Annotated in this window: 18 protein-coding genes; 9 read left to right on the top strand and 9 right to left on the bottom strand. The window is 71.5% G+C overall.

The annotated features are described in order from the left end of the window. Nucleotides 1–21 precede the first annotated feature (21 nt). The gene (locus OJ962_RS01660) at nt 22–1,446 is read left to right on the top strand and encodes an alkaline phosphatase PhoX (protein WP_202953120.1); all 1,425 of its coding nucleotides are present in this window, start codon (nt 22–24) and stop codon (nt 1,444–1,446) included. Here the strand turns inward: OJ962_RS01660 and OJ962_RS01655 are convergent. The 3 genes from OJ962_RS01655 to OJ962_RS01645 all read right to left on the bottom strand — a co-directional run bounded on the left by OJ962_RS01655 (nt 1,443) and on the right by OJ962_RS01645 (nt 4,664). Continuing rightward, complete coding sequence (locus OJ962_RS01655) at nt 1,443–1,982, bottom strand: hypothetical protein (protein WP_202953119.1); 540 nt, start codon at nt 1,980–1,982, stop codon at nt 1,443–1,445. The genes OJ962_RS01660 and OJ962_RS01655 overlap by 4 nt on opposite strands. A gap of 102 nt (nt 1,983–2,084) precedes the next feature. After that, on the bottom strand, nt 2,085–3,707 hold the full coding sequence (locus OJ962_RS01650; RefSeq protein WP_202953118.1) for a S8 family peptidase: 1,623 nt from the start codon (nt 3,705–3,707) through the stop codon (nt 2,085–2,087). A gap of 45 nt (nt 3,708–3,752) precedes the next feature. Then, nucleotides 3,753–4,664, bottom strand: coding sequence for an NAD(P)/FAD-dependent oxidoreductase (locus OJ962_RS01645; protein WP_270006141.1), 912 nt, complete (start codon nt 4,662–4,664; stop codon nt 3,753–3,755). Between the two features lie 151 nt (nt 4,665–4,815). On the opposite strand from OJ962_RS01645, the gene OJ962_RS01640 reads away from it, so the two are divergent. The 4 genes from OJ962_RS01640 to OJ962_RS01625 all read left to right on the top strand — a co-directional run bounded on the left by OJ962_RS01640 (nt 4,816) and on the right by OJ962_RS01625 (nt 11,835). After that, a complete protein-coding gene (locus OJ962_RS01640; RefSeq protein WP_202953116.1) occupies nt 4,816–5,793 on the top strand; it encodes a PucR family transcriptional regulator in 978 nt (325 codons plus the stop codon). A 140-nt stretch (nt 5,794–5,933) separates the two neighbouring features. Further along, nucleotides 5,934–7,244, top strand: a complete 1,311-nt coding sequence (locus OJ962_RS01635) for a proline dehydrogenase family protein (protein ID WP_202953115.1) — start codon at nt 5,934–5,936, stop codon at nt 7,242–7,244. Continuing rightward, nucleotides 7,241–8,788 carry an aldehyde dehydrogenase family protein gene (locus tag OJ962_RS01630; protein ID WP_202953114.1) on the top strand — a complete coding sequence of 516 codons (1,548 nt, stop codon included), beginning with the start codon at nt 7,241–7,243 and terminating at the stop codon, nt 8,786–8,788. The genes OJ962_RS01635 and OJ962_RS01630 overlap by 4 nt, the downstream gene beginning before the upstream one ends. Before the next feature lie 170 nt (nt 8,789–8,958). Continuing rightward, on the top strand, nt 8,959–11,835 hold the full coding sequence (locus OJ962_RS01625; RefSeq protein ID WP_270006150.1) for a M14 family metallopeptidase: 2,877 nt from the start codon (nt 8,959–8,961) through the stop codon (nt 11,833–11,835). On the opposite strand, the gene OJ962_RS01620 is transcribed toward OJ962_RS01625, so the two are convergent. The 3 genes from OJ962_RS01620 to zwf are packed head-to-tail and all read right to left on the bottom strand — an operon-like array spanning nt 11,825 to nt 13,949. Then, a complete protein-coding gene (locus tag OJ962_RS01620) occupies nt 11,825–12,217 on the bottom strand; it encodes a VOC family protein (RefSeq protein ID WP_202953112.1) in 393 nt (130 codons plus the stop codon). The two genes, OJ962_RS01625 and OJ962_RS01620, sit on opposite strands and share 11 nt — an antisense overlap. Continuing rightward, nucleotides 12,214–12,486: an ArsR/SmtB family transcription factor gene (locus OJ962_RS01615; RefSeq protein WP_202953377.1), complete on the bottom strand. Its 273-nt coding sequence runs from the start codon at nt 12,484–12,486 to the stop codon at nt 12,214–12,216. Before OJ962_RS01615 ends, OJ962_RS01620 begins: the two co-directional genes overlap by 4 nt. A 44-nt stretch (nt 12,487–12,530) precedes the next feature. Further along, a complete protein-coding gene (gene zwf, locus OJ962_RS01610) occupies nt 12,531–13,949 on the bottom strand; it encodes a glucose-6-phosphate dehydrogenase (RefSeq protein ID WP_202953111.1) in 1,419 nt (472 codons plus the stop codon). Nucleotides 13,950–14,190: 241 nt separating this feature from the next. Between zwf and OJ962_RS01605 the strand changes: the two genes are divergently transcribed. Continuing rightward, nucleotides 14,191–16,407, top strand: a complete 2,217-nt coding sequence (locus tag OJ962_RS01605; protein ID WP_202953110.1) for an LVIVD repeat-containing protein — start codon at nt 14,191–14,193, stop codon at nt 16,405–16,407. Nucleotides 16,408–16,527: 120 nt separating this feature from the next. Beyond that, entirely contained in the window at nt 16,528–18,756 is a 2,229-nt protein-coding gene (locus OJ962_RS01600) for an LVIVD repeat-containing protein (protein ID WP_202953109.1), read from the top strand. 51 nt (nt 18,757–18,807) lie between these two features. Here OJ962_RS01600 and OJ962_RS01595 read toward each other — a convergent pair whose 3' ends face one another. Next, nucleotides 18,808–20,526 carry an EAL domain-containing protein gene (locus tag OJ962_RS01595; RefSeq protein ID WP_202953108.1) on the bottom strand — a complete coding sequence of 573 codons (1,719 nt, stop codon included), beginning with the start codon at nt 20,524–20,526 and terminating at the stop codon, nt 18,808–18,810. 87 nt (nt 20,527–20,613) lie between these two features. After that, nucleotides 20,614–21,024, bottom strand: a complete 411-nt coding sequence (locus tag OJ962_RS01590) for an MFS transporter (RefSeq protein WP_202953107.1) — start codon at nt 21,022–21,024, stop codon at nt 20,614–20,616. 32 nt (nt 21,025–21,056) lie between these two features. On the opposite strand from OJ962_RS01590, the gene OJ962_RS01585 reads away from it, so the two are divergent. Together OJ962_RS01585 and OJ962_RS01580 are read left to right on the top strand one after the other, a co-directional pair. Further along, nucleotides 21,057–21,371 carry a DUF4242 domain-containing protein gene (locus tag OJ962_RS01585; RefSeq protein ID WP_202953106.1) on the top strand — a complete coding sequence of 105 codons (315 nt, stop codon included), beginning with the start codon at nt 21,057–21,059 and terminating at the stop codon, nt 21,369–21,371. A 100-nt stretch (nt 21,372–21,471) separates the two neighbouring features. After that, on the top strand, nt 21,472–24,282 hold the full coding sequence (locus OJ962_RS01580; protein WP_202953105.1) for a helix-turn-helix transcriptional regulator: 2,811 nt from the start codon (nt 21,472–21,474) through the stop codon (nt 24,280–24,282). Here OJ962_RS01580 and OJ962_RS01575 read toward each other — a convergent pair. Beyond that, nucleotides 24,272–26,074, bottom strand: coding sequence for an AMP-dependent synthetase/ligase (locus OJ962_RS01575; protein WP_202953104.1), 1,803 nt, complete (start codon nt 26,072–26,074; stop codon nt 24,272–24,274). The two genes, OJ962_RS01580 and OJ962_RS01575, sit on opposite strands and share 11 nt — an antisense overlap. Nucleotides 26,075–26,368: the final 294 nt, after the last annotated feature.

The raw sequence follows: 26,368 nt of genomic DNA, 5'->3' as shown, positions 1-26,368 counted from the left end.
CACCAACCGGAGGGAAGCACCATGGCAACGGACGTCAACCGGCGCACATTTGTGGCCGGGACCGCAGGAGCGGCAGCTACCGCGTACGCGCTGGGTGGGCCGATCACGGCGTTTGCCGCGAAGACCAAGCAGGACAAGAAGCGGCCCAAGGCCGCCGGCTACGGCCCGCTGCGGCCGACGCCCGAGCAGGACAGCGGCAAGGTCTACCTGCAGCTACCCGTCGGCTTCAAGTACCGCCTGATCAACCGCGCGGGCGCGCCGATGCGCAACGGCCTGCCGACGCCGGGCATCTTCGACGGCATGGGCGCCTACGCGGGCCCGGGCGGCACGACCGTGCTCATCCGCAACCACGAGAACCGCTCGCGCACCGGCGAGGTCACCGTCCCGGTGCCCACCGGCAAGCGCTACGACCCGGACGTCGCTGTCCGCGGCGGCAACACCAAGCTCGTCGTGAGCAAGGACCGCCGGCTCGAGTCGGTGTTCCCGGTCCTCGGCGGCACGCACACCAACTGCGCCGGCGGCGAGACGCCCTGGGGCACGTGGATCACGTGCGAGGAGATCTTCAACTACGGCTCGGCCGAGAACAACGTCGCGCCGGGCACGGGCGTCCCGCACGGGTACTGCTTCGAAATCGACGCGGCTGCCAACGGCCCCGTCACGCCGCAGCCGATCCTCGACGCCGGCCGCTTCTCGCACGAGGCGGTCGCGTGGCTGAAGGGCTCGCTGTACGAGACCGAGGACCGCGGCGACGCGTGCTTCTACCGCTTCATCCCGGAGCGTGAGCCGAAGGAGGCCGGCGACCTGGCGACGTTCGGCGGCACGCTGTGGGCACTCGCCGTCAAGGGTCGTCCGAACCTCAACGGCAACACCGCCAACCCGGGCGAGACCTACCCGGTCGAGTGGGTCCGCATCGAGGAGCCCAACCCGCTCGACGACACGGTCCGCAAGGAGGCCCAGAGCAAGGGCGCGATGGTCTTCGATCGCACCGAGGGCATCTGGACCGCCGGCAACAGCGTCTACTTCGACTGCACCACCGGCGGCGACGCCCGCCTCGGCCAGCTGTGGCAGTACACGCCCAAGGGCCAGTGGGGCGGCGAGCTCAAGCTCATCTACGAATCGACCGACCTGCAGGACCTCGAGAACCCGGACAACCTGGTGATCGTCCCGGACACTGGTGACGTCTTCCTGCAGGAGGACTCCAGCAACGAGCAGTACGTCCGCGGCGTCACGAAGAACGGCCTGATCTACGACTTCGCCAAAGCCGTGCTCAACACCACCGAGTTCTGCGGTGGCTGCTTCAGCCCGGACGGCAAGACGTTCTTCCTCAACCAGCAGGGCGACCGCCTGGCGCTGGGCGAGACCGAGACTTCGCAGCCGGACAGCAAGGCGGGCTTGACGTTCGCCATCTGGGGCGGCTTCGACGGCCGCGACGAGAAGGCGCTCTAACCGAAGATCGCAGCAGCGAGGAGGCGGGTGCCGTCCGTGTCCCGGGCATTGACCAGGACCGTGCGGCACCCCTTCACGCCGATCGCGACGCGCGCGCCGCTCTCGAGCGGCAGGATCGCGTAGCCCGTCCCGCGCTCGAGCTCGCCGTCCGCGCTCGCGATCAGCCGGGCGGCGTACTTCGTCGGGTCCCGGCTGGTCACCCCGACGATGCGCCCGACCACGACGCCGCCCTGGCGCACCTCGCGCACGTCCACCTTCCCGCCACCCTCCTCCGGGTGCAGCGCCTCGACGGTCTGCGCGCGCGTCGCGGCGTCCACCGGATCGTAGGTGAGGTCCTGCGGCGGCTTACCGTACGGCGGGTCGAGCGCCTTGCACGGCGTGGCGGTGGGCGTGGGCGTGGCGGCGGTCTCCGGTTCGTCACGCTCGGGGAGCAGCTGCGCGACCGCGACCGTGAGCGCGATCCCGACGGCCACGATCACCAGCGCGCCGAGCGGCCCGACCCGGCGGTTGAAGAGGCCGGAGAAATTTCTCTCCATGAGCGATGAGTTCCCCGTGCGGCCGTCGTCTATAGGGCAAGATGCAACGCACACCCCACAACCACCGCGGCGGACGTGAAAGCGGCGACGAGCCGCCTCCCGTTAGCGCACCTTGAAGGTGACCGAGCGCGAACCGGCGCCCGTCGCCACAGTCAGCGTGTAGGTCCCGGGCTTGAGCGTGCGCCCGGCGACACGGCGGCCGAGCGTGAAGGAGCGCTTGCCGGCCTCGGCAGTCAGAGACCACCGGCTGGTCGCACTTGCGGAGCCGGTACCCGTACGACGGACCGTCAGGGCGACCTTGCCCGTGCGGGAGATCGAGAACGTGACCCGGGCCGGGCGGCGCTGGGTGACGGTCCCGGAGACCTTGAGGGAGGAGACGACCGGCGTCGCGGCGGGCGGCGTGGGGGTCGGGGTGACGATCGGCGGCGGCGCGACCGGAGGTGGCGCGGGCGTGGGCGTCGGCGCCACCGGGGTCGGCGTGGGCGTCGGCGTCTCGACCGGCGCCGGCGGGGCGGGCGCGACCACCTCGAGCGCGGCGTTCGCGTCCAGGCGGCCGCCCGTGAGCGAGAGGCCGGTCAGCGTGCCGGTGACCTCCACCGAGCCCAGCAGCGCGCTCTTGAGCTCGGCGCTGCCCGCGGCGGGCTGGGCCGACGCGAGCAGGGCCGCGGCCCCCGCGACGTGCGGCGTCGCCATCGACGTGCCGTCCATGTACCCGTAGCCGTTCGGGATCGTCGAGTAGATGCTGACGCCGGGCGCGAACAGGTCGACGGCGGTTGCGCTGAAGTTGGAGAAGTACGCGCGCTCGTCATAGTCGTCGCTCGCACCCACGCACACGACGTTCGCGGCGTTGGCGTTGCACGGGAAGTAGGCGGCCGCGTCCGTGTCGTCGTTGCCCGCCGCGATGACGTACAGCGTGTTCGGGTGCGCCTTGATGACATTGGTGATCGTCGTGGACGTGCCAAGGCCGCCGAGCGACGCGTTGACGACGGGCACGCCGAGATCGCCGGCGTAGTCGAACGCGCTCGCGATCGCGCTGTTCGTGGCCGAGCCGGACGCGCCGAAGACCTTCAACGGCAGGATGCGGGCCGCGGGCGCGACGCCCGCCACGCCGATCGCATTGTCGGCGACCGCCGCGATCGTGCCCGCGACGTGCGTCCCGTGCGTCTGGGACTCGGTGTCGACCGTGTTGTCGCCCCGCGCGAAGTCCCAGCCCTGCCAGTCGTCGACGAAGCCGTTGCCGTCGTCGTCGACACCGTTGGTCTCGCGCCCGTTGCCGCGCTCGCCCACGTTGCCGGTGAACTGGGCGGCGAGATCCGGGTGCGCGGTCTCGACGCCGGTGTCCACGACCGCGACCGCGGCGCCCGCGCCGCGCGTGCGCGCCCAGGCGTCGATCGCGCGGATCTGCGGCAGCGCCCACAGCCGGAACGAATGGGGGTCGTTGGACGCGAGCTCCACCGGCAGGTCAGGCTCGGCGTACTCGACGTCGGGGTCGGCGTTGAGCTCGGTCAGCGCGGCGCCGACGTCACCGTCACGCGGGACGACCACCTCGGTGTCGGGCAGCGTCAGCGTGTCGACGAGCTTGACGCCCGCGTCCTGGCGCACGTCCGCGCGCTCGGCGCGATCGAGGCCGGCGACGCGCTTGACGACGATCGCGTCGTCGGCCCGCGCGACGCCCGGAAAGACGAGGAGGCCGAAGAGGAGGCTGATGGAGGCGGTGCGCCGCACACCCATTGATTCGGCAGCTGGCCCGCCGAACCGCAACGACCTGGCCTAGTGTTCGATGCCGAGGGCGAGTCCCGCCAGCCGTTCGCCGATCACGGGCGCGAACTTCATCGCGTTGCTCGCTCCGGACGCGATCACCCGCCCGGCCCGCAGCTCGACGAACCCGTCCCCGTGCTCGAGCCAGGGCGCGAACAGCGACACGCAGTCGATCCGGCCGACCGCGCGCAGCTGCGGGAACGCGGTTGCGACCCAGCCCTCCGCGCCAGGCTCGTGCATCCCGATCGCGTAGCGGCCGGTGCGGCCGAGCGGCACCCCGTAGGTCTCCGGCGAGATGAAGCACGCGGAGGGGCCGGCCGGCTCGTAGGTGAAGCGCGTGTGCGGCTCGGTGCGCAGCTGGAGGTCAAGGCCGAGCGGCGTGATGAGCGGCTGTGTGCCCAGCCCGGCGCACACGACCACGACGCTCGCCGACAGTCGCTCGTCAACGACCCACACGAACCCGTCCGGGTCGATCGCGGTCACGGTCCCGAGCCGCACCGGCAGGCGCGCGGCCAGCGCGTCGAGCGTGCGGCGGACGCGGATCGCGCCGGCCAGCGGATCGAGTTGCGCTTCGTGCCAGACGTCGGGCGCGAGGATCGGCAGCCGCGCGCGGATCGCCTCCGCGTCCAGCGGCTCGCCCTCGAAGCCGTCCATGCCGCCGACCAGAACCAGGCCTTCCTCCCCGAGCAGGTGCACGCCGAGCTCGCGCTCCCAGCGCCGCCAACCTTCCCGGGCGGTGAGCGCCAGTTCGCGCAGCCGGGCGTCCCGATGGGCGATCCGGAAGATGCGCGCAAGCCCGGCCGACTGCTCCGCGCCGACGCCCACGGCCTCGATCACCAGCACGCGCCGCTCGCGCCGCGCGAGCTCGTAGGCGGTCGCGAGCCCGCAGATCCCGGCGCCCACGACGATGGCGTCCCAGTGCAAGCGCCTAGCTTCGCACGCATAGGCTGTCGGGATCGCGGACCTCCAGGACATCGTCGACGACCTCGAGGCGGAGCTGCTGCGGCCGATCTCGGTCGAGGACCGCCGCTGGCGCCTGCTCGCGCACTCCGCGCAGCCCGACGAGACCGACGCGGTGCGGCGCAGCTCGATCCTCACGCGCGAGACGGCGCCGGCCGTCGCCGCGTGGCTGGAGGGCCTCGGCCTGCAGCGGGCGCGTGATCTCGTCGACCTGCCGGAGAACGAGGCGCTCGGGATGACCCAGCGCGTCGTGCTGCCGATCCGTCACGGCGACGTCCTGCTCGGCTTCCTGTGGGTGATCGTCGGCGAGCGGCCGCTGACCGAAGCCGACCGTGCCGCGATCGCGCGCGGCGGCGCCGAGGTCGCCGACAACCTGTGGGGGCGCCTGCGCGAGGCCGACGAGCGCCGTGGGCGCATCAACGCGCTGCTGGCCCGCGCGTTCGGCGGCGAGGCCGTCGGTGCCGAGCTCGCCGCGACGCTGCGCTGGCCCGCCACCGGCTCCTTCGCGGTCGTGGTGTCGAGCGGGGGAGACGAGATCCCCGAGCGTCTGCGCCGCCGCCGCGGCGCCGCCGACTACGCCTGGCTGGCGCTTCAGGAGCGCGTCGTGATCGTGGCCCGTGACCCCACGGCCGCCCTGCCCGACGAGCTGGCCACGGCCGGCGCCCGCGGCGGCCTCGCCCGCTTCCCCGGCCTGGCCGACATCCCCGAGGCGCTGCATCACGCGGAGCTCGCCGCGCTGTGCGCCCGCGCGGCGCCCGATCTCGGGCCGGTGGCGGTGTGGGGCGAGCTGGGCAGCTGGGGCCTGGTCGCCGACCTGTGGGTCTCCGCAGGCCGGCCGCTCCCGATCTCGCCCCTGCTCGAGCTGACCATGCATCGCCGGCGCGATCAGTTGTTGGAAGCGCTGACCGTGTTTCTCGAGTCCGGGGGAGACGCGGCCGCGGCCGCCAAGACGCTGCACCTGCACCGGGCCTCGCTGTACCGCCGCATCGAGCGGGTCGAGCAGATCACCGGCCTCGACCTCAGCCGCGGCGACGACCGCCTGCTCGCCCACCTCGGCCTCCGCCTGCTTCGCCTCCACGACGCGTTTTCCTAAAGAGGGACAGTCCCTCTTTAGCGACAATTGTCGCGCGAAGGGGACAGTCCCCTTAACGCGACAGGTGTCGCGTGTGGATCGGTGGAGACGCGACGGCGGGTACCTCGTAGTGCATGGCGCCGAACGCGAGGATTCCGGGCATGGCCGCACCGACCCAAGAGCGCCCGCTGGACCTGGAGCGCCCCATCAGGGAGATCGGGACCGATCTCGCCGCGCGGATGCCGCGTCCGCGCGCCGTCTCGACCGCGCGGGTCGAGCGGCGAATGACCGAGCTGCTGATGAAAGACCCCGCGCTGCGCGCGGCGCTGTTCCGCTTCGTCGACGTGCGCCCGGCGTGCTCCTCGCCGGCCGACGTCACCCGCCACCTGCACGAGTTCCTGGTCGACGCCGAGTCAAAGACGGCGCGCCGCGCGACCGGCATCACGGGCCGCCCGCTCGCGCAGCGGCCGATCGCGGTGGCCGCCGCGGCCGGCGTCAAGCGCATGGCGCAGCAGTTCATCATCGGCGAGGACGCCCGGGACGCGCTGCCGGAGATCACCAAGCTGTGGCGCAACGGCGTCGAGACGACCGTCGACCTGCTCGGCGAGGCGACCGTCTCCGAGACCGAGGCCGACACCTACATGCGCCGCTGCGAGGAGACGCTGCGCGCGCTGGCGTCCGCGGCCACCAAGCCCGGCCAGGTGAATCTGTCCGTCAAGGTCTCCGCGCTCACCCCGCTGCTGCGCCCGACCGCGCCGGAGCGCGGCATCGAGGGCGCTCGCCCGCGCCTGGAACGCCTGCTGCGGGTCGCGAAGGAGGTCGGCGCGCACCTGCACGTCGACATGGAGTCCTTCGACACGCGCGAGGCGATCACCGCGCTCACGCTCGACCTGCTCTCCAAGCCCGAGTTCGCAGACGGCCCGAGTGCCGGCATCGTCCTGCAGGCGTACCTGGTCGACTCGCCCGAGCACCTGGACGAGCTGCTGCACTGGGCGCAGAGCACGCCGCGCACGCACCCGTTCGTGATCCGCCTGGTCAAGGGCGCCTACTGGGACCACGAGGTGGTCCAGGCCGCGCAGATGGGCTGGGCGCCGCCGGTGTTCACCGACCGCCATGAGTGCGACCGCAACTTCGAGGCGCTGACCAAGCGCCTGATCGACGCCACGCCGACGGTCAAGGTCGCGATCGCCTCCCACAACCTGCGCTCGATCTCGCACGCCGCGGCCTACGCAGACGCCCGCGGCGTCGGCAACGAGGACCTCGAGTTCCAGATCCTGCGCGGCCTGGGCGACGACACGCAGGCCGCGATCGCGGCCACCGGCCGGCAGGTCCGCGCGTACTGCCCGGTCGGCGACCTCGTCGCGGGCATGGCCTACCTGGTGCGCCGCCTGCTCGAGAACACCGCCAACGACTCCTTCCTCGCCGCCGCCGCGAGCGGCACCGACACCGCCGAGCTCCTGGAGGCACCGTGAACACGACGTTCCGCAACGAGCCGCTGCTCGAGCTGCGCCGCGGCCCGGTCCGCAACGAGGCGCTGCAGGCCCTCGCCGCGCTCGACGCCAGGCTCCCGCTCGAAGTGCCGATGCTGATCGGCGACGACGTCGTCACGGGCCAGGTGTTCGCGAGCGTGGACCCGAGCAACCCGACGACGGTCGTCGCCAACGCGCACGCTGCCACCGCCGCACACGTGCACGACGCGATCACGGCCGCCGAGCGCGGGCAGCAGGTCTGGTCCAAGCGCCCCACGACCGAGCGTGCCGCCGCGCTCTCGCGCGCCGCCGGCATCCTGCGCAGCCGTCGCTTCGAGCTCGCCGCGCTGGCCGTCCGCGAGGCGGGCAAGCCGTGGGCGGAGGCCGACGGCGATGTCGCCGAGGCGATCGACTTCCTCGAGTACTACGCGCAGAATGCGCTGGTTCTCGACGCCGGACGGCCGTTGGTCCAGATGCCGGGCGAGCGCAACTCCATGCGCTACGTCCCGCGCGGCGTCACGGGCGTGATCGCGCCGTGGAACTTCCCGCTCGCGATCGCCGCCGGCATGGTCAGCGCCGCGCTGGCGACCGGCAACGCCGTCGTCCTCAAGCCGGCCGAGCAGGCGCCCGCGTGCGCGAAGGCCGTCGTCGACGCGCTGCACGCCGCCGGCGTCCCGCACGACGCGCTCGCGCTGCTGCCCGGCGGTGACGAGCCCGGCAAGGCGCTGGTGGCCGACCCGCGCATCCACACGATCGTCTTCACCGGCTCGGTCGCGGCCGGCCTGAACATCCTGCAGACCGCCCACACCATGGTCCCGGGCCAGCGCCACGTGAAGAAGGTCATCGCCGAGATGGGCGGCAAGAACGCGATCATCGTCGACTCCGACGCCGACCTCGACGACGTCGTCCCCGGCCTGCTGAAGTCCGCGTTCGGCTTCGCCGGCCAGAAGTGCTCCGCGGCGTCGCGCGCGCTCATCCACCGCGCCGTCGCCGACGAGCTCACCGAGCGCCTGGCGGGAGCGCTGAGCACGCTGCGCGTCGGCCCCGCCGCGGATTTCGGCACCGACGTGCCGCCCGTGATCGACATCGCCGCCCAGCAGCGCATCGAGGGCTACATCGACTCGGCGGCGCCGCTGGCCCAGGGCGACACGCGCGACGATGGCTTCTACGTTCCGCCGACGCTGTTCGCCGGCCTCCCGACCGACCACAAGATCATCCAGGAGGAAATCTTCGGCCCGGTCCTGTCGCTCGAGACGGTCGACAGCGTCGAGCACGCGTGCGAGCTCGTCGACGCGGGCGGCTTCGCGCTCACCGGCGGCCTGTTCTCCCGCTCCCCGCGCACCATCGAGCACGTCTCCGAGCGCACGCCGGTCGGCAACCTCTACATCAACCGCGAGATCACGGGCGCGATGGTCGGCCGCCAGCCGTTCGGCGGCGGGCGCCTCTCCGGCACCGGCCCGAAGGCGGGCGGCCCCGACTACCTGCTGCAGTTCGTCGAGGCCCGCGCGGTGACGGAGAACACCGTCCGCCACGGCCTGGTCGTGTAGTCCCGATCCCCCGAACGGTCCCGACTCGGACAGCGGACCTGACCGAAAGGTGAGGTCCGCTTTATGATCGCCGCGTGAGCCCCGGCAGGACGGAGGGGAGCGGGCTCGCGCACTGGGGGCTACAGAGGGATGGGGGGCAGTACATGGCGCGTACGCGTGGCCGTTTGCTGGTGCTTGCCGCGGTGTCGGCGGGCGTGTTGACCGCGAGCGCTCCGGCGTTCGCCAGCGGCACCGACGACGGGACGGTGCGGGTGAAGCTCACCGGCGCCGCGATGCTGGCCGAGGCCCAGGAGCGAGGCTTCGATCTCGATCACGGGCTCGAGCGGGTGCCCGACGGCATCGAGGCCAAGATGCACCTGAGCAAGGCGCAGGAGCTCGAGCTGCTCGCGATGGGCGGCGAGATCCTCGAACCCGGCGAGGAGTTCCAGTGGGGTCTCTCCAAGGCCCGGATCGTCGCGGCGGACGCGTTGCCGCGCCCGGCCGCGCCGACCGTGCGGATCGTGCGCGCGGACTACTTCTCGACCAAGGGTCAGGGCTTCCTGTACGTCGAGGCGCGGACCACCAAGGGCAAGGAGAACCTGCCCGGCGGGGATCCCGAGAATCCGCAACCGCTCGTGACGATGACGCTCGAGAGCGACAGCGGGCCGGGAACCGCGTTCGCGACGCCGCGCGCCATGAACCGCTTCATGGACTCCGGCGAGTACATGTTCCACCGCAACCGGATTCCCGTGGACAAGCGCCCGGACCAGATCCGCGTGACCGCGACGCTGCCCGGTCCGGGCGGCACGACGGTCACCGACGGCCAGGCCGTCGGGAAGGTCTCGGACTGGCTCGACGAGGTCACGCCGCTCACCGCCGCGCCGGGCTACAAGTACGACTTCGTCGACGGCTATAAGCACCCGCAGCAGCTGTACGCGCGCTTCGAGGAGATGGCGCAGCAGTACCCGGAGATCGCCGAGATCGTGCGGATGCCCAACCAGACCAACGGCTACCAGCGCAAGGCGCAGGCCACGATCGGCCCGGCGCCCACCAACCCCATGACGCCCGCGCAGTCCACGGTCGTCGTGAGCTCGGCGGCCTGGGGCCACGAGGGTGGCAACGGCATCTCGGTCGAGATGGTCGAGCGGCCCGGGGCGAACCTGCCGCTGTCGGTGACCGTCGAGGGCAAGGCCGTCAAGGTGCACCTCGCGAAGGACTCAGGCGGCGCGCTTGCGAGCACGGCGAAGCAGGTCGCGGACGCGATCGAGGCGGGCTCGCAGGGCCTGATCGACCGGGCCCACCCGTACCGCGCCAACGAGGGCACGGGGATCGTGCCGGCGACGACGGTCCCGATCGTCCTCACCGACTTCCTGAGCCAGAAGCGCAACGGTGCGCCCGCGGGCGAGGTCCCGCGCGGCCCGTACACCATCCGCGCGCTGCGGATCGGCAAGCACCGCGACGGCTCCAAGCCGGGCGTGCTGATCCAGGCGTCCGACCACGCCCGTGAGTGGGTGCCGATGACGATCACGCTGGAGGCGGCCGAGCGGCTCGTGCGCAACTACGCGACCGACCCCGCCACGCGCGACATCATCGACAACACCGACATCTTCCTGATCCCGGTCAACAACCCGGACGGCGCGAACTACTCGTTCTACAACTTCGCGTCCCAGCGCAAGAACATGACCAACCACTGCCCGGACGCCGCGGCCGACCCGGGCAACCGCAACGCCTGGGGCGTCGACCTCAACCGCAACTACCGCGTCGGGTCGGGCTTCGACGGCTACGACGGCGCGTCGGACAGCTGCACCAGCGGCAACTACATGGGCCCGGCCGAGCTGTCCGAGCCCGAGAGCAAGAACTCGGTCTGGCTCGTCGAGCAATACCGCAACATCAAGTTCATGATGTCGGTGCACTCCAACGGCGGTCAGCTGTTCTGGCAACCAGGCGCCTACATCGCCGAGGGGCGCATCACCACGCCGCGCCCGCCGCTCGGGCACGAGTCGTTCTACTGGCAGTCGGCGGAGCGGATCCTGTCGCACGTGCGCGCTACGCCGCGGCAGACCGTCGTGCAGACCGAGGACGTCGGCGGCTCCTCCGACGTCCTGTACTCCTCGGCCGGCAACGTCCGCGAGGACATGTACTTCAACTACGGGATCTTCTCGTTCGGCTGGGAGGTCGGCGGCTCGGTGTACGACCCGAACACCAAGCGCTTCGTCGACGGCTCGTTCCAGCCGCCATGGCCGGATTCACCGCTGATCAGCGGGCACGGCGAGACGCTCGAGTACGCGAACGGCATCATGGAGATGTTCCGCGTCGCCGCCGACTGGGGCCGGGACAAGGCGCCGGCGACGTCCACGCTCACGCCGAGCGCGCGGCAGTTCGACTCGCCCACCGCGGTCCGGTTCGACACCAACGAGCCCGCGACCATCTACTACACGACCGACGGCACGGCGCCGACCCTGCAGTCCACCCGCTACAAGCAAACCGAGTTCCGCGAGCCGGGCGAGGAGCTGTGGGTGGACAAGACCACGACGTTCAAGTGGTTCTCGGTCGACGCGGCGGGCAACGTCGAGCCGGCCGGCTATGACCCGAACAACCCGGCGACGGCGAACAGCTACCGCTCCGAGACGATCAACATCGGGGAGGGCGGCACCGTCGGCGGCACCGTCCCGGCCACGCTCTCGCTGTCGCTCGCCGGCACGGCCACGTTCGACCCGTTCGTCCCGGGCGTGGCGGAGGACTACGAGGCGTCGGTGAACACCAACGTCATCTCCACCGCCGGGAACGCCACGCTGTCGGTGGCCGACCCGAGCTCGACCCACACCGGCAAGCTCGTCAACGGCGCGTTCGCGCTGCCCGAGCCGCTGCAGGTGATGGCCACGGGCGGTCCGGCCTTCGCGAACGTCGGCGGCGCCGCCGCGCCGACCAACGTGCTGACCTACGACGCCCCGGTGAGCAACGCGAAGCCGACGATCACCTTCAAGCAGGCGATCAAGGCCAACGACGCGCTGCGCACCGGCACCTACAGCAAGACCCTGACGTTCACCCTGAGTACCACTAACCCGTAGGCAGGCTCGCGATCTGGATGAGGTTCCCGCACGTGTCGTCCAGGACGGCGGTCGTGACGGGACCCATCTCGGTCGGGGGCTGGGTGAAGGTGACGCCGAGCGCGGACAGCCGTTCGTGCTCGGCGTGCACGTCGTCGACCGCGAAGCTCAGGTACGGGATGCCGTCCTCGAGCAACGCGGTCTTGAACGTCTTCGCCGCCGGGTGCTCGTCCGGCTCGAGCGAGAGCTGAACGCCGTCCGGCGCCTCGGACGACACGACGGTCAGCCAGCGGAACTCGCCGGCCGGGAACTCGGTCTTCTTCACGAAGCCCAGCGTCTCGGTGTAGAACGCCAGCGCCTTCTCCTGGTCGTCCACAAAGATGCTCGTGACGGCGATCCTCATCGGGGCGGCTCCTTCCAGCGCCGGACGATCTCGTCCAGCGGTGCGGTGTCGAGGTGGTGGAACTTGAACCGGCCGTCCCTGCGCGTCTTGACCAGGCCGGCCCGCTCGAGCACGTCGAGGTGCTGGGAGACGGCCTGGCGGGACATGCTGTGCCCGTCCGCGACCAGCCGCGAGCACAGCTCGAACAGCGTCTGACCGTCGCGATCGGTCAGCGCGTCGAGGATCGCCCGGCGGGCCGGCGCGGACAGCGCATGGAAGACGTCCGTGATGCGCCCACTATAGGCAAGTCGCTACTTGCCTGTCGAGCCGGACGTCAGGTGACGGGCAGCCACCAGCGCCGCGGCGCGATCAGCTCGTGCATCTTCTGCGGGCCGTAGCTGCCCGGCGCGTAGCGGTGCAGCGGCGGCGGGTCCTCGAGCAGCGCCGAGGACGCCGCCCACAGGTCCTCGATGCCGTCCGAGTCGGTGAACAGCGTGCGGTCGCCGAGCATGGCGTCGTAGAGCAGGCGCTCGTAAGCCTCGAGCCCGGCCGTGTTGAAGGAGCCCTCGTAGGAGAACTTCATCTGCGCCTGGCCGAGCCGCATGCGCGGGCCCGGGACCTTGGCCAGGAACGAGGTCGTGATGCCGCCCGGGTCGCCGAAGTCGAACGAGATGTGGTCGGGCCCGTAGTCCTCCACGAACGCCTTCACGTCGCGGAACATCTTGCGCGGCGGCTCGCGGAACGCGATCGTGATCAGCCGCTTGGACTCGCCCATCGACTTGCCGGTGCGCAGGAAGAACGGCACGCCCGTCCAGCGCCAGTTGTCGATCTCCGCCCGCATGGCGATGAACGTCTCGGTCTGCGAGTTCGGGTCCACGCCCTCCGCGTCGCGGTAGCCGGCGTACTGCCCGCGGATCACGCTGGCGGGATCGATCGGCCGCATCGAGCGGAACACCTTGCCGCTCTCCTCGATGATCGAGCGGCCGTCCAGCGCGGTCGGCGGCTCCATCGCGACGAAGCCCAGCACGTGGAAGAGGTGGGTGACCACCATGTCCCGGTACGCACCGGTGCCCTCGTAGAACCCGGCCCGGTCCTCGATCGACAGCGTCTCCGGCACGTCGATCTGCACGTGGTCGATGTGGTCGCGGTTCCAGATCGGCTCGAACATCCCGTTCGCGAACCGCAGCGCCAGCAGGTTCTGCACGGCCTCGCGGCCGAGGAAGTGGTCGATCCGGAACACCCGGTGCTCGGGAAAGACGGAGTGCACGAGCCCGTTGAGCTCGACCGCGGTGTCCAGGTCGACGCCGAACGGCTTCTCGAGCACGACCCGCGCGCGCGTATCGAGGCCGGCGTCGCCGAGCGCCTTGACCGTGGCGCCGAACGCGCCCGGGGGCACCGACAGGTAGTGCAGCCGGCGCGGCTCGTCGAGGTCCTTCTCGGCTTCGGCGACCGCCTCCACGAGCGGCTTCGGATCGTCCGCGTTGAAGGCGCTGAAAGCTAGGCGGGAGGAGAAGCGGTCCCACACCTCGCCGGTCGCGGCCTTGCCGATCGCCGTCTGCGCGACCTTGCGGAAGTCCTCCACGGACCCGCCCTTGCGCGAGGTCCCGATGATCCGGTAGCGCTCCGGCATCAACCCGGCGCGGTCGAGGTGGAACAGGCCCGGCAGCAGCTTGCGGCGAGAGAGGTCGCCGAGCGCGCCGAACAGCACGATCACGTGGTCGTCGGGTGTGGTAGCGCCGTCAGATCGGGTCATCTCGCGCGGAGTATGGCGGGCGGGATGTTGAGGGAAGTCCACGCTCGCCCGCTTCTTTAAGACCTCATAACCCGTATAGCGTCCCGAGGAGGGTCCATGAGGGGACCGTTACGAGAGGGGTGCAATGCGTTTTAAGAGGGGCCTCGCCAGCGCGGCGGGGGTAGGCGCGATGCTGTTGGTCGGTGCTCTGGCGCCGTCGGCAGCGATGGCGCATCCGTGTATTTCCGAGACCGAAGCGGCCATGGGCAAGTCGCTTTCGCTCCACACCGGCGGGAACTGGGCCGGGGCGCTGCCGGCGTTCGAGAACCTCGACCACGAGTGCGCCGAGGACCTGAACTCCTACCTGTATGAGACCTCGGCCGTCGCGACGTCGGCGGTGGGCGAGGATCCCGGGCCGATCGTCTCCAACTGGGCCATCAAGAACCTGTCGCCGCTCGGCTACAGCCGCCGCGACGTCCCGTACACCGGTACCAGCGCCGGTGTCTACAACTCGGATCTGGCGTTCAAGGACAACCTGGTCATCGCCGGCACGTACGCGGGCTTCCGCATCCTCGACTTCACCGACAAGAAGAACCCGGTCGAGCTCGTCAACTACGACGGCTGCCCCGTCGGCCAGGGCGACGTCGTCGTCTACGGCGACATCCTGGTCCGCTCGTGGGACTCGCCGAACCACTCGAACCCGATGTGCGGCGGCGAGGCCGTGGGCGCGAACTTCGAGGGCATCCACGTCTTCAACATCAAGGATCCGACCAAGCCGGAGTACGTTCGCTCGCTGCGCTTCGCGGGGACCGGCATGCCCGAGGGCAGCGTGCTGCGCAACCAGGGCTGCGGCTCGCACACCGCGACGGCCGTTCCGGATCCGACGCGTGACGCGCTCTACATCTACAACGGTGGCTCGAGCGGCAGCTGCGAGGGCATCGACATCTTCAAGATCAAGATCTCGGACCCGAAGCAGATCGACATCATCGGTCGCGCCTCCAACGAGGGCATCGACGCCAAGACGGGCGTCGAGCGCGTGGGCAACAACTCCTGCCACGACAACAACGTGCTCCTGAACGTCGGCGGCACCACGACCTCCTACGCCATGTGCGCGGGCGGCAACGGCCTCGCCATGTTCAAGTTCGACCTCACCAAGCCGGTCGAGGAGGAGGGCTCGGTCGAGAAGCCGATCCAGCTCTGGACGCAGCAGATGCCGGGTGTCACGACGGGCCACTCCGGCTCGTTCACCTACGACGGCAAGCACCTGATCTACGGCCACGAGCCGGGCGGCGGCTCGGCGGCGCGCTGCCAGGCCACGAGCCTGCCGGTCGAGCGCACCCTGTACTTCCTGGATCCGCTCACGGGCAAGACGACGGGCGAGATGCTGCACCCGCGCCCGCAGGGCTCGCGTGAGAACTGCACCTGGCACAACTTCAACGTCGTGCCGACCAAGGCCGGTTACTACGCGACCGTCGGCTCCTACCAGTCCGGCATCTCCGTGTTCGACTTCTCGAACCCGGCCGCCCCGAAGGAGCTCGCCTACGCCGACCCGCCGGTCCTGCAGACCACGCCACCCACCACCGAGATCATCCTCGGCGGCGACTGGTCGACCTACTGGCACAACGGGACGATCTACCAGTCCGACATCAAGCGCGGTGTCCTGTCCTGGCAGCTCAACCTGGGCAGCGACGCCACGGCCACGCAGGCCAACGCGCACCTGAAGCAGTTCAACACGTTCGCCCAGTCGAACCCGCAGACGCAGATCGGTTCGTACGCGCCTGACGCGGAGATGCCGACGATCAACGTCCGCACCCCGGGCGAGGGCGCCGCCTACAAGGCCGGCACGGCGATGATGGCCGACTTCGACTGCGCGGACGCGACGGGCATCGAGTCCTGCGTCGGCACCGTCGACGACGGCGCCGCGATCGACACCAAGCTCGGGACCAAGACGTTCACCGTCACGGCCACCGACAAGTCGGGCAACATCTTCACCAAGTCGGTGGCCTACAAGGTCAACAGCATCGACGTCCCCGTGCAGGTCAACGGCGGCACGGTCGAGTCGATCATGAGCCTGTCGCTGCCGGGCTCGGTGCTGTTCGGCCCGCTCACGCCGGGTCTCACCAAGACCTACGAGGCGAACGTCAACGCGACGATCACCTCGACGGGGTCCGACATGACGCTGAGCATCTATGACGCCGCGACGACGGCCACCGGCCGTCTGATGAACGGCACGCGCGCGCTGTCCTCGCCGCTGCAGGTCTTCCTCACTACCAGCGGCAGCAACGGCGCGACCGCCCTCGCGGGCGGCAACGTCGGTGGCGCGAGCAACCCGACGCCGATCCTGTCCTACGCGACGCCGGTGGCGAACCGCTCGGCCAACCTGCACTTCAAGCAGGCGATCTCCGCCAACAACGACGCGCTGCAGGCCGGCACCTACGGCAAGACGCTCACGTTCAACCTGAGCACCACCACGCCGTAACGATGTGAGCGGGGCGTGGAGAAACCTCCACGCCCCGCTCCTTCATCTCACGCTCATAACGCGGATAGCTTTCTCGCATGGTCCATGAGGGGACCGCTTGACGAGAGGGGTGCAATGCGTTTGAAGAGGAGCCTCGCCGGTTTAGCGGGAGTAGGCGCGACGCTCGCGGTAGGGGCGCTGGCCCCGTCGTCCGCGCTCGCGCACCCGTGCACGGAAGCGTGGACGCTGTCCAACGCCACCTTCCTGACGGCGAACAACACCGGGACGGCCTGGGCCGGCTCGATCCCGCCGCAGAGCAACGACGCCGACTGCGCACCGATCACGGAGTCGCTGAGCGCGGCCAAGGCGCGCAGCGCCGTCGCGCCGGGCGACCCGGTCGCCGAGACGGCGACCTACGCCAAGAGCGAGAACCTGACGCCGCTGGGCTACTCGGCGCGCGTGCCCCCGCGGCACCCCATGACGAGCCTCCCGGACATCAACTCGGACATCGCCTTCAAGGGCAACTACGCGTTCCAGGGCCACTGGAGCGGGTTCCGCGTGATCGACATCACCGATCCCACCAAGCCCGAGCAGGTGTGGAACACCGAAAACTGCCGCCACACGTCCGGCCAGGGCGACGTGGTCGTGCACGGCAACATCCTCGTGCGCACGTGGGACTCCCCGAACTCCACGAACGCGAACGCGAACGCGACGTGCGAGGGCCGCGCGGTCGGCGCCGGCTTCGAGGGCATCCACATCTGGGACATCTCGGACCCGAAGAACCCGCAGTTCAGGCGTCAGGTTCGGATGGCGGCCACCGGCAACGAGGAGGGCGCGCCGGCGATCGGCTGCGGCGCCCACACCGCGACGGGCGTGCCGGATGACGCGCGTGGCGTCCTGTGGCTGTACGTCGGCGGCTCGGGCGCTGCGTGCCCGGGCATCGACATCGTCCGCATCAACCAGAACGACCTGATGGACGCGAAGTTCGTCAACCACGCGTACAACGAGCGCGGCCGGAACCCGACGACCGGCAACGGCCAGTCCTGCCACGACAACAACGTGCTGATGGGCGTCGACGGCTCGAGCATCGGCTACGCGATGTGCGCCGGCGGCAACGGCCTGACGATGTACAAGTTCGACATGAGCAAGGCCCCGGACGCGGCCGGCACGGTCGAGAGCCCGGGCGGCGTGGCGAACCCGACCGTGGCGTGGACGAAGGTCATCACCGGCGTCGGCATCGGCCACTCCGGCTCGTTCACCTACGACGGCAAGGTGCTGATCTTCGGCCATGAGCCGGGCGGCGGCACCGGCGCCGCGTGCGAGGCGACGGACAGCGTCGTCGACCGCTCGCTGTTCTTCCTGAACTCGGCCAACGGCGAGACGCTGGGCACGTTCGTCCAGCCGCGCCCGCAGTCCGCGACCGAGAACTGCACGTGGCACAACTTCAACGTCGTGCCGACGTACAAGGGCTACTACGCGGTCTCGGGCAACTACGAGATGGGCATCTCGGTGTTCGACTTCACGAACGTGCAGGCCCCGCAGCAGATCGCGTACGCCGACCCGAGCGAGTACACGCCTGAGGCGACCAACACCTGGCCGACGTCCGGCAACTGGTCCACGCACTACTACAACGGCCGCATCTACGAGTCCGACATCCGTCGCGGTCTGTTGATCTGGAACCTCGACCACGACTCGATGCGCCGGGTCCGCACGCCGGACCTGTCGAACCCGCAGACGCAGATCGGCGGCGTCGCCCAGGACCTCCAGGGCCCGACGATCACGTCGACCGATGAGGGCAAGGGTTACAAGCAGGGCTCCACGCAAGCGCCGCAGTTCACGTGCACGGACGCCGACTCGGGCGTCGAGTCCTGCATCGCGAGCGTGACCAACCTCAACACGTCGACCTTCGGGCCGGCGTCGTACACGGTGACCGCGACCGACAAGGCCGGCAATACGTCGACCAAGACCGTCAACTACACCGTGACGGCCGAGACGACGGGCACCGTGGGCGGTTCCGTCGGGGCGACGCTGTCGCTCGAGATGGGCACGGCGGCGTCGTTCGCGCCGTTCGTCCCGGGCGTGGCGCAGGAGTACACGGCGACCACGACGCCGACCGTGACCTCCACCGCCGGCGACGCGACCCTCTCGGTCACCGACCCGAGCACGACCAACAAGGGGCATCTGGTCAACGGCTCCTTCGTGCTGCCGCAGCCCCTCCAGGGCCTCGGCACCGTGAAGACCTACACCGGCCCGGTGTCCAACGACAAGCCGACGATCACCTTCAAGCAGGCGATCGGCGCCAACGACGCGCTCCGCACGGGCACGTACAGCAAGACGCTGACGTTCACGTTGAGCACGACGAACCCGTAGTCGCAGCGAAGTGCGGTTCGAGGGCCGTCCCGTCGGGGCGGCCCTCGGCGGTTAAGGAACGAGCACGGGGTGGTTGAGCCAGCCCGCGAACTCAAGGGCCGGCAGCGGCCGCGAGACGAAGTAGCCCTGCGCCAGGTCGCAGCCGAGGGCGGCCAGCGCGTCCAGCGTGCGCTGGTCCTCGACGCCCTCGGCCACGACGCGCAGGCCGAGCATGCGCGCGAGCTGGATCGAGGTCGCGACGATCGGCCGGTCGGCGTCGTGCATGTCGGCCACGAACGAGCGGTCGACCTTGAGCTCGGAGATCGGGAACTCCGACAGACGCACGAGCGAGGAGTGGCCCGTGCCGAAGTCGTCGACGGCGAGCTCGGCCCCGAGCTCGCGCAGCGCCGTCAGCACGTGCGCGGTGAGCGCGTTGTCCTCGACCGCTGCGGTCTCGGTGATCTCGAGCGTGAGCTTGGCCGCCGGGAACTCGTTGCGGCGCAGCGCCGCGAGCACGCGGCCGGGCAGGTCGGCCTCCGACAGGTTGCCGGTCGCGAGGTTGACGCTGACGCCCAGCGTGTGCCCCGAGCGGTGCCAGCCGGCGGCCGCCGCGAGCGCGCGGTCGAGAACCCAGTCGGTCAGCGGGCCCATCAGGTCGCTGCGCTCGACCGCGGGCAGGAACGCGTCCGGCGGGACGAAGACGCCGTCGGGACGGCGCCAGCGCAACAGCGCCTCCGCGCCGTGGACGTGACCGTCGGCGACGTCCACCAGCGGCTGGAAGTAGAGGTCGAGCTCGCCATTGCGCATTGCCTCGCGGACGTCTTCGACCAGCTCGCGGTCACGGGCGGCGGCGAGCGAGGCGCGCAGCCCGGTGGCGAACGCGCGGCCCGTGCCGTGGACGGCCACCAGCAGCGTGAGCGCGGCCAGCACGACCGAGACGGCGGGGATCGACAGCCACTCGTTCGCGACCAGCAGCGCGACCGACGCGACGGCGGCGACGAGCGCCGCGGCGTGCGTGCCGAGGCCGCCACGGCCGCGCGCGCGGCGCGGCTTGGCCGGCAGCCAGGCGGCCACGGCGACGAAGCTCGGCCAGAGCGGATATAGCGCGTTGGACGGCATGACCGGCTCCCACGTCCCGGCGTAGGCCTGCAGCGCCCACACGGCGTCCGCGCTGGTGAGGGCGAGCGCGCCGAGCGCGAGCAGCATCCAGGTGCGCCCGCCGCGCCGGCCGGCGACCGCGGCGCCGATCAGCGCGACCGAGAGCAGCGCGCAGTCCGCGACGGGGTATGTGAGGTTGACGATCCGCGCGAGCGTGCTCAGCCCACCGGCGTTCGCCGTCATCAGCGGGACGACCGCCGCCGTGACCAGTGCGGTCAACCCGAACCCGACCGCGAGCGTCTCGAGCGTGAGCGCCTTGGGCGCGCGGCGCAGCCACGGCCAGGCGAAGATCGCGAAGGTGGTGAACGCGAACGGGTACGAGCCCAACCAGAAGCCGTCGGAGATGCTCGGGAAGTCCGGGACGACGCCGTGCATGTCGCCGATGACCTGGACGACAAAGCCGAGCGTCCAGAGCGTCATGCCAACCGAGAGGACGGTCCAAGCGACCCGGTCCTGGCCAACCAGGACCGCGCGGGTCACGACCGCGACCGTCGGCACCGTCAGCAGCGCCAGGGACGCCCAGTGCGTGAGCAGGAGCGTGTCCACGCCGACCACCAGCGCCACCCAGTAAGTGGCGAGCACGGCGCCGGCGGCGGGAAGCGCGGCGCGGGGGTCAAGGCGCGGGAAGCCCATACCTCCGAAGAAATCGGCCACGCGTCCGGTTTCCGGAGCGGTCGGGAACTTTGTGGCGTGCCCGGGAACTTTCGGGCGCGCGCACGCTCAACTACCACTTGCGGCCCATGCCCTCACCTCCCTTGGACGCAGGGACGTGGTTCGCTCGTCCTCCGCGGGCGCGGGCGGGTTCAGCTTCCCGCGCAGGCGGGTGAGCAGCAGCGCGGACAGCGCGAACGTGAGCGCGTTGAACGCCAGCAGCGTGGACGGGTCGGCCACCAGCAGCAGGCCGGCCGCGGCCGCGGGCCCGGCGAGCTGACCGATCTCGCGGACGGCGCCGAAGCGCCCGTTCGCGCGCGCGAGCTCCTCCGGCGCGACGATCGCCGGCAGCAGCGCTCTGGAGATGCGCGGCGAAGAAGGGACGGGCCGGGTGCATGGCCAGCTTGCTCGGGTCCGGCGGCCATGTGGCGGTAAGGCCGCGGTAGAGGCCGCCGCGAATACGGCATAGGCCGCGCGCAACTACGGCAGTCGCGCGGATGCTGTGACGGCGCGTGTCGGAGATCGTTGGCGCCATGAACCTCTACGCCATCCGCCGCCGTGACTTCTGGGGTACGCCCGAGGAGCTTCAGCAGACCGCCGCCCGATCCGCCGAGGTCGGGGCCGAGATGTCCGACGACGTCCGCTGGATCCGCACCTACGTCGTGCAGGAGGAGTCTGGCAAGCTCGGCACGGTCTGCCTCTACGAGGGCACCAGTGCCGAGAAGGTCCGCGAGCAGGCCGAGCGCACCGGCATGCCCGCCGACGAGATCACCCTCGTCGCCGACACCGTGATCGTCAACCCGGATCCGGTCCCCGCGACCACCTGAAGGGTCAGACCCCTCAGGTGGCCGCCGATCGTCGACGCCCGATCCGGTCCCCGCCACCACCTAAGTGGTCAGACCCCTTAAGGTGCTTTAGACTCGCGCCGTGACGGCCCCGGCGCTCATCGGCCGCCGACAGGAGACCGCGTGGCTCGCGGACGCGGCCGCCGACGCGCTGGCGGGGCGCGGCGCGCTCGTGCTGCTGGCCGGTGAGGCGGGCGTGGGCAAGAGCCATCTGGCCGAGACCGCGTTCGCCGGCCTGCCGCTGCTGCGCGGCGCCGCCCACGCGCCGGCCGCGGCGCCCTACGGGCCGGTGGTCGCGGCGCTGCGGTCACGCCTGCGCGAGGACCCGGCCGCGCTCGACGCCTGTGGCCGGCTGCGCCCGCATCTGGCGCTGCTGCTGCCCGAGCTCGGCGAGCCGGACCCGAGCGGCGACCGGGCCACGCTCTTCGAGGCCGTCCATGGCGCGCTCGTGGCGGTCGCTCCGGCCGTCGTCCTGCTCGACGACCTGCAGTGGTCGGACGGCGCGACCCTCGACCTGCTGGCCGCGCTCGCCGTGCCGCTGCGGGAACAGGCGCTGCTCGTCGTGGGTGCGTATCGCACCGACGAGGTCCGCGCCCCGCTGCGGCGCCTGCGCGCCGATCTGCGCCGGGCGCGAGCGCTCCGCGAGCTCGTCGTGCGGCCGCTCGACGCCGCGGGCACGCGGGAGCTGGCCGCGCGGACGCTCGGATCGCCGCCCGCCCCGGCGCTCGCCGAAGCGCTGTACGACCGCACCCAGGGCATCCCGTTCTTCGTCCAGGAGCTCGCCGCCGGCCTGCAGGCCGGGGAGCGGCTGCGCGCCGGCCCGGACGGCCTGGAGCTCGAGCACGACGCGGACGTCCCGATCCCCGAGACCATCCGCGACGCCGTGCTGCTGCGCACGATGGGCCTGTCCGGCGCGGGCCGCGCCGCCGCCGAAGCCGCCGCGGTCGTCGGACCGGAGTTCCGGCTCGACCTGGCGCCCGCGCTGGACGAGCTGCTCGAGGCAGGGCTGATCGTCGAGATCCGTCCCGGCCGCGCCGCGTTCCGCCACGCGCTCGTCCGCGGCGCGATCTACGAGGACATCCCGTGGCGCCGCCGCCGCGACCTGCACGCCGGCTTCGCCGACGCGCTCGAGTTCGGCGGCGCGTCGCACGCCACGATCGCCGCCCACCGCCTGGCCGCCGGCGACCGCGCTCGCGCGCTCGACGCCTTCCTGGCGGCGGCCCACGACCTCGCGCGCGTGCACGCGCACCGTGACGCCGCCGCCGCGGCGCTGCAGGCGCTCGAGTTGTGGCCGGAGGGCGTCCGCTCCGGCGAGCGACTCGCCGCGCTCGACGTCTACGCCCGTTCCGCCGAGCTCGCCGGCGACCTCGCCGAGGCGACCCGCGCGCTGCGGGAGGCCGCCGCGCTGCGCCACGGAGCCGAGCGCGGCGTCACCGCGCGGCGGCTGGCCGGGCTCTATGAGCTGCAGGGCGATCGGGAACGTGCGCTGGTCGCGCGCCGCGACGCGGTCGCCGCCTTCGATCTCGGCGGGCGCCGCGCCGAGGCGGCCGGTGAGCGGCTCGGGCTCGCCGCGTACGCGCAGAGCGCGGGGCGCCATCAGGAGGCGGTCGAACTCGCACGCGCCGCGGCCGCCGACGCGCTCGCGGCCGACCGCAGCGACCTGCGGGCGCGGGCGTTCGGGCTCGAAGGGGTCGCGCAGGCCAAGCGCGGGCGGTACGGCGAGGGCGTCGAGACGATCCGGGCCGGCCTGGCGCTCGCGCTTGCGCACGAGCTCACCGCCGAGGCGGCCGAGCTCTACCAGCGGCTCGCCACCGCGATGGAGAGCGCCGCAGACTACGGCGGCGCGCGGGAGGCGCTGACGACGGCGGTCGGCCTGTGCGAGGCGACCGGCGAGCGCGGGCAGGAACACACGTGCCTGAGCTGCATGGCGTACGTGCTGCGCGAGCTCGGCGACTGGGATCAGGCCGCGGCGCTGTGCAAGGAGCTCGGCGCGGGCCGGGCGCGCGCTGACGACGCGCTCGTCGCGGACGGCATCCTCGGCTCGATCCTCGCGTTCCGCGGCGACACCCGCCACGCCCGTCCGCTCCTGCTCCGCTGCCGCGCCACGGCCGCGCGCCTCGACGTCGTCTCGATGGGCGTCGACAGCGTCGCCGCGCTCGCCTACCTGGACGCGCAGGACCCGTCCGCCGCCGTCGAGCACGCGCTCGCGGTGCTGGAGCGCTGGGAGCGCACCGAAGACCACCACTACGCCGTCTGGGGTCTGCGCACCGCCGCGGAGCTGCTGGCCCGCCACGGCGACCTGCCGCGGGCCCGCGCCGCGGCCGCCGCCCTGTCGACGATCGCCGCCGAGACCGCTCACGCCGACGCGCTGGCCGCGCTCGCGCACGCGCTGGGGGAGATCGCCCTCGCCGAAGGCGACACGCAGCAGGCCGCCGACAAGCTCACGCGCGCGCTGGACCTGCACGCCGACCTCGAGATCCCGTTCGAGCGCGCGCAGATCGCACTGCGCGCCGGCGTCGCGCTCGCGCGGAGCGACCGGCGGGAAGCGGCGCTGCAGCGGCTGGAGGAGAGCTACCGCGCGGCCAAGCGCCTGCAGGCCAAGCCGCTCGCAACCGCCGCCGCGCAGGCGTTCGAGCGGCTGGGCGAGCCCTTGGAGCGCCGGCTCGGGCCGCGCGCCGCCGCCCAGCATGCGTCCGCCGGGCTGACCCGCCGCGAGGTCGAGATCACCCGGCTCGTCGCGCTCGGCCGGACGAACCGGGAGATCGCACGCGAGCTGTTCCTGAGCCCGCGCACCGTCGACATGCACGTCCGCAACGTCCTGGCCAAGCTCGGCTGCCGGACGCGGACCGAGGCCGCCAACCGCGCCGGCCAGCTCGGGCTGCTCACTCGCTAGGCGTGCCCTCGTAGAGCGCGTCCACGTCCCCGGCGTACTTCTCGTACACGACCGAGCGCTTGACCTTCAGCGTCGGCGTCAGCTCGCCCGTCTCCTGCGAGAGGTCGTGCGGGAGGATCGCGAACCGCTTGATCTGCTCGATCCTGGCGAAGCGCTGATTGACGGTGTCGATGTCCTCCCAGATGCGCTCGCGCACCTTCTCGTCGGTCGCCATCGACTCGGGGTCGGCGGGCACGCCGAGCTCCGCGGCGAGCTTGGGCGCCTCGTCAGGGTCGATGGTCACGAGCGCGACGAGGTAGGAGCGGCGGTCGCCGGCCGCGATCGCCTGCGAGATCCAGCGCGTCTCGCGCAGCGCGGACTCGAGCATCTCCGGCGAGACGTTCTTGCCCGAGGAGGTGATGATCAGGTCCTTCTTGCGGCCCGTGATGCGGACGTAGCCGTCGATGATCTCACCCAGGTCGCCCGAGTGCAGCCAGCCGTCGTCGTCGATGATGGCGTCGGTGGCCTCCTGGTTGCGGTGGTAGCCCTTGAAGACGTGCGGGCCGCGCATGAGGATCTCGCCGTCGTCGCCGAGCGAGACCTCCGTGCCGGGAAGCGGGCGCCCGACCGAGCCGACCTGAATCTCCGACAGCGTGTTGAGCGTCGCCGCCGCGCACGTCTCCGTCATGCCGTAGCCCTCGAGCACGGGCACGCCGCAGGCGTAGAAGAACTCGATCACCTCCGCGCCGATCGGCGCGGCGCCCGTGATCAGCACCGGATCGTTGGGCCCGAGCGCGTTCTTGACCTTCGACAGCGCGAGCTTGTGGCCGAGCGCGGCCTGGATCTTGATCAGCGGGTTGACCGAGCCGCCTTCGCGCTGGGCCTTGGCCACCTTCTCGCCCGTGGACAGCGCACGCTTGAAGATCGCGGCCTTCGCGCCGCCGGCGCCTTCGGCCGTGCTGATCACGCGGGTCATGATCTTCTCGAGCAGCCGCGGGACGGTCGGGATGTGCGTCGGCTGGGCCTCGGCGATGTCGGCGGCGAGGTTCTTGGTGTCCCCGCCCCAGAACGCGAGCGTGCCGCCGACCTCGATCGTGACGAACGAGACCATGCGCGCGAGCACGTGGGCGAGCGGCAGGTACTGGAACATAATCGACGGCTTGTCCCGCAGCTCGAGCCGCTCGATGTACGCGCCGGCCGTGTAGAGGAGGTTGCCGTGCGAGAGCACGCAGCCCTTCGGCGGGCCGGTGGTGCCGCTCGTGTAGACGATCGTCGCCGTGTCGTCGGGCGTGATCGCTTCCGTGCGCTCACGCGCGACCTGCTCGCCGTTCTCGACGCCGCGCCCGCGCAGGTCGGCCAGCGTGATGGCGTCCGGCGCCTCGCCGGTGAGGACGACGACGTGCTCGAGCTCGGGCAGGTTCGGGCGCACGGCGGCGACCTTCGCCGCCTGCTCGGCGTCCTCGAGCAGCACGACCTTCGCGCCGCTGTGCTGGAGGACGTACTCGCACTCCTCGGGCGAGTTCGTGTGGTAGACGGGCACGACGACCGCGCCGGCGCAGAACGCGCCGAAGTCGGCGAGCGTCCACTCCGGGATCGTGCCGCACAGGATCGCCACTGGATCCCCGGGCTCGACGCCGAGCGCCGCGAGGCCGCCGGCGATCTCACGGATCGCGCGGCCGAACTCGGCGTAGGTGATGGCGGGCCGGCCCGGGGCGCGCATCGCGTCCCCCGAATGGCGGTCGGCGGCGGCGAGCGCGAGGCCGCCGAGCGATCGCTCCTCGGCGGCGGATGAGCGTTGGGCGGTGTCGGCCATGTTCACACAACCCTACTTCGAACGGACCCGAAGCGGGCGAGGTCGATGCACCGCTTGACGGCGTGTTTATCAAGTGACATTCACGGGGACTGAGCGGCCGTGACTCGCCGCGTTCCTCGCGCTGATCGCGGCGGGCGCCGCGCCGTCCACCGGTCACGCCTCGACCTCGGTCTTCGACACACGGGTCACCGCCCGAGGCGACGCCGCGGTGCAGTGCCGCCAGGCACCGCACCGCGGCGCGGCGGGCGTCGTCACGCGGCCGGTCCGCGTGTCCACGTGCTGGGCCAGCTCGAG

This window comes from Solirubrobacter deserti, assembly GCF_027587175.1.
In the GTDB taxonomy this organism is placed as follows: Bacteria; Actinomycetota; Thermoleophilia; order Solirubrobacterales; family Solirubrobacteraceae; genus Solirubrobacter; species Solirubrobacter deserti.
Note: the sequence above shows the minus strand (reverse complement) of the source record. Positions and strands in the feature narration are given on the sequence as shown.

Bases quoted from the DNA above. Each gene is read 5' to 3' on its own strand.
- OJ962_RS01660 (WP_202953120.1), top strand. From the start codon at position 22: ATGGCAACGGACGTCAACCGGCGCACATTTGTGGCCGGGACCGCAGGA.
- OJ962_RS01655 (WP_202953119.1), bottom strand. From the start codon at position 1,982: ATGGAGAGAAATTTCTCCGGCCTCTTCAACCGCCGGGTCGGGCCGCTC.
- OJ962_RS01635 (WP_202953115.1), top strand. From the start codon at position 5,934: ATGGCCGCACCGACCCAAGAGCGCCCGCTGGACCTGGAGCGCCCCATC.
- OJ962_RS01620 (WP_202953112.1), bottom strand. From the start codon at position 12,217: ATGAGGATCGCCGTCACGAGCATCTTTGTGGACGACCAGGAGAAGGCG.
- zwf (WP_202953111.1), bottom strand. From the start codon at position 13,949: ATGACCCGATCTGACGGCGCTACCACACCCGACGACCACGTGATCGTG.
- OJ962_RS01605 (WP_202953110.1), top strand. From the start codon at position 14,191: ATGGGCAAGTCGCTTTCGCTCCACACCGGCGGGAACTGGGCCGGGGCG.
- OJ962_RS01595 (WP_202953108.1), bottom strand. From the start codon at position 20,526: ATGGGCTTCCCGCGCCTTGACCCCCGCGCCGCGCTTCCCGCCGCCGGC.
- OJ962_RS01575 (WP_202953104.1), bottom strand. From the start codon at position 26,074: ATGGCCGACACCGCCCAACGCTCATCCGCCGCCGAGGAGCGATCGCTC.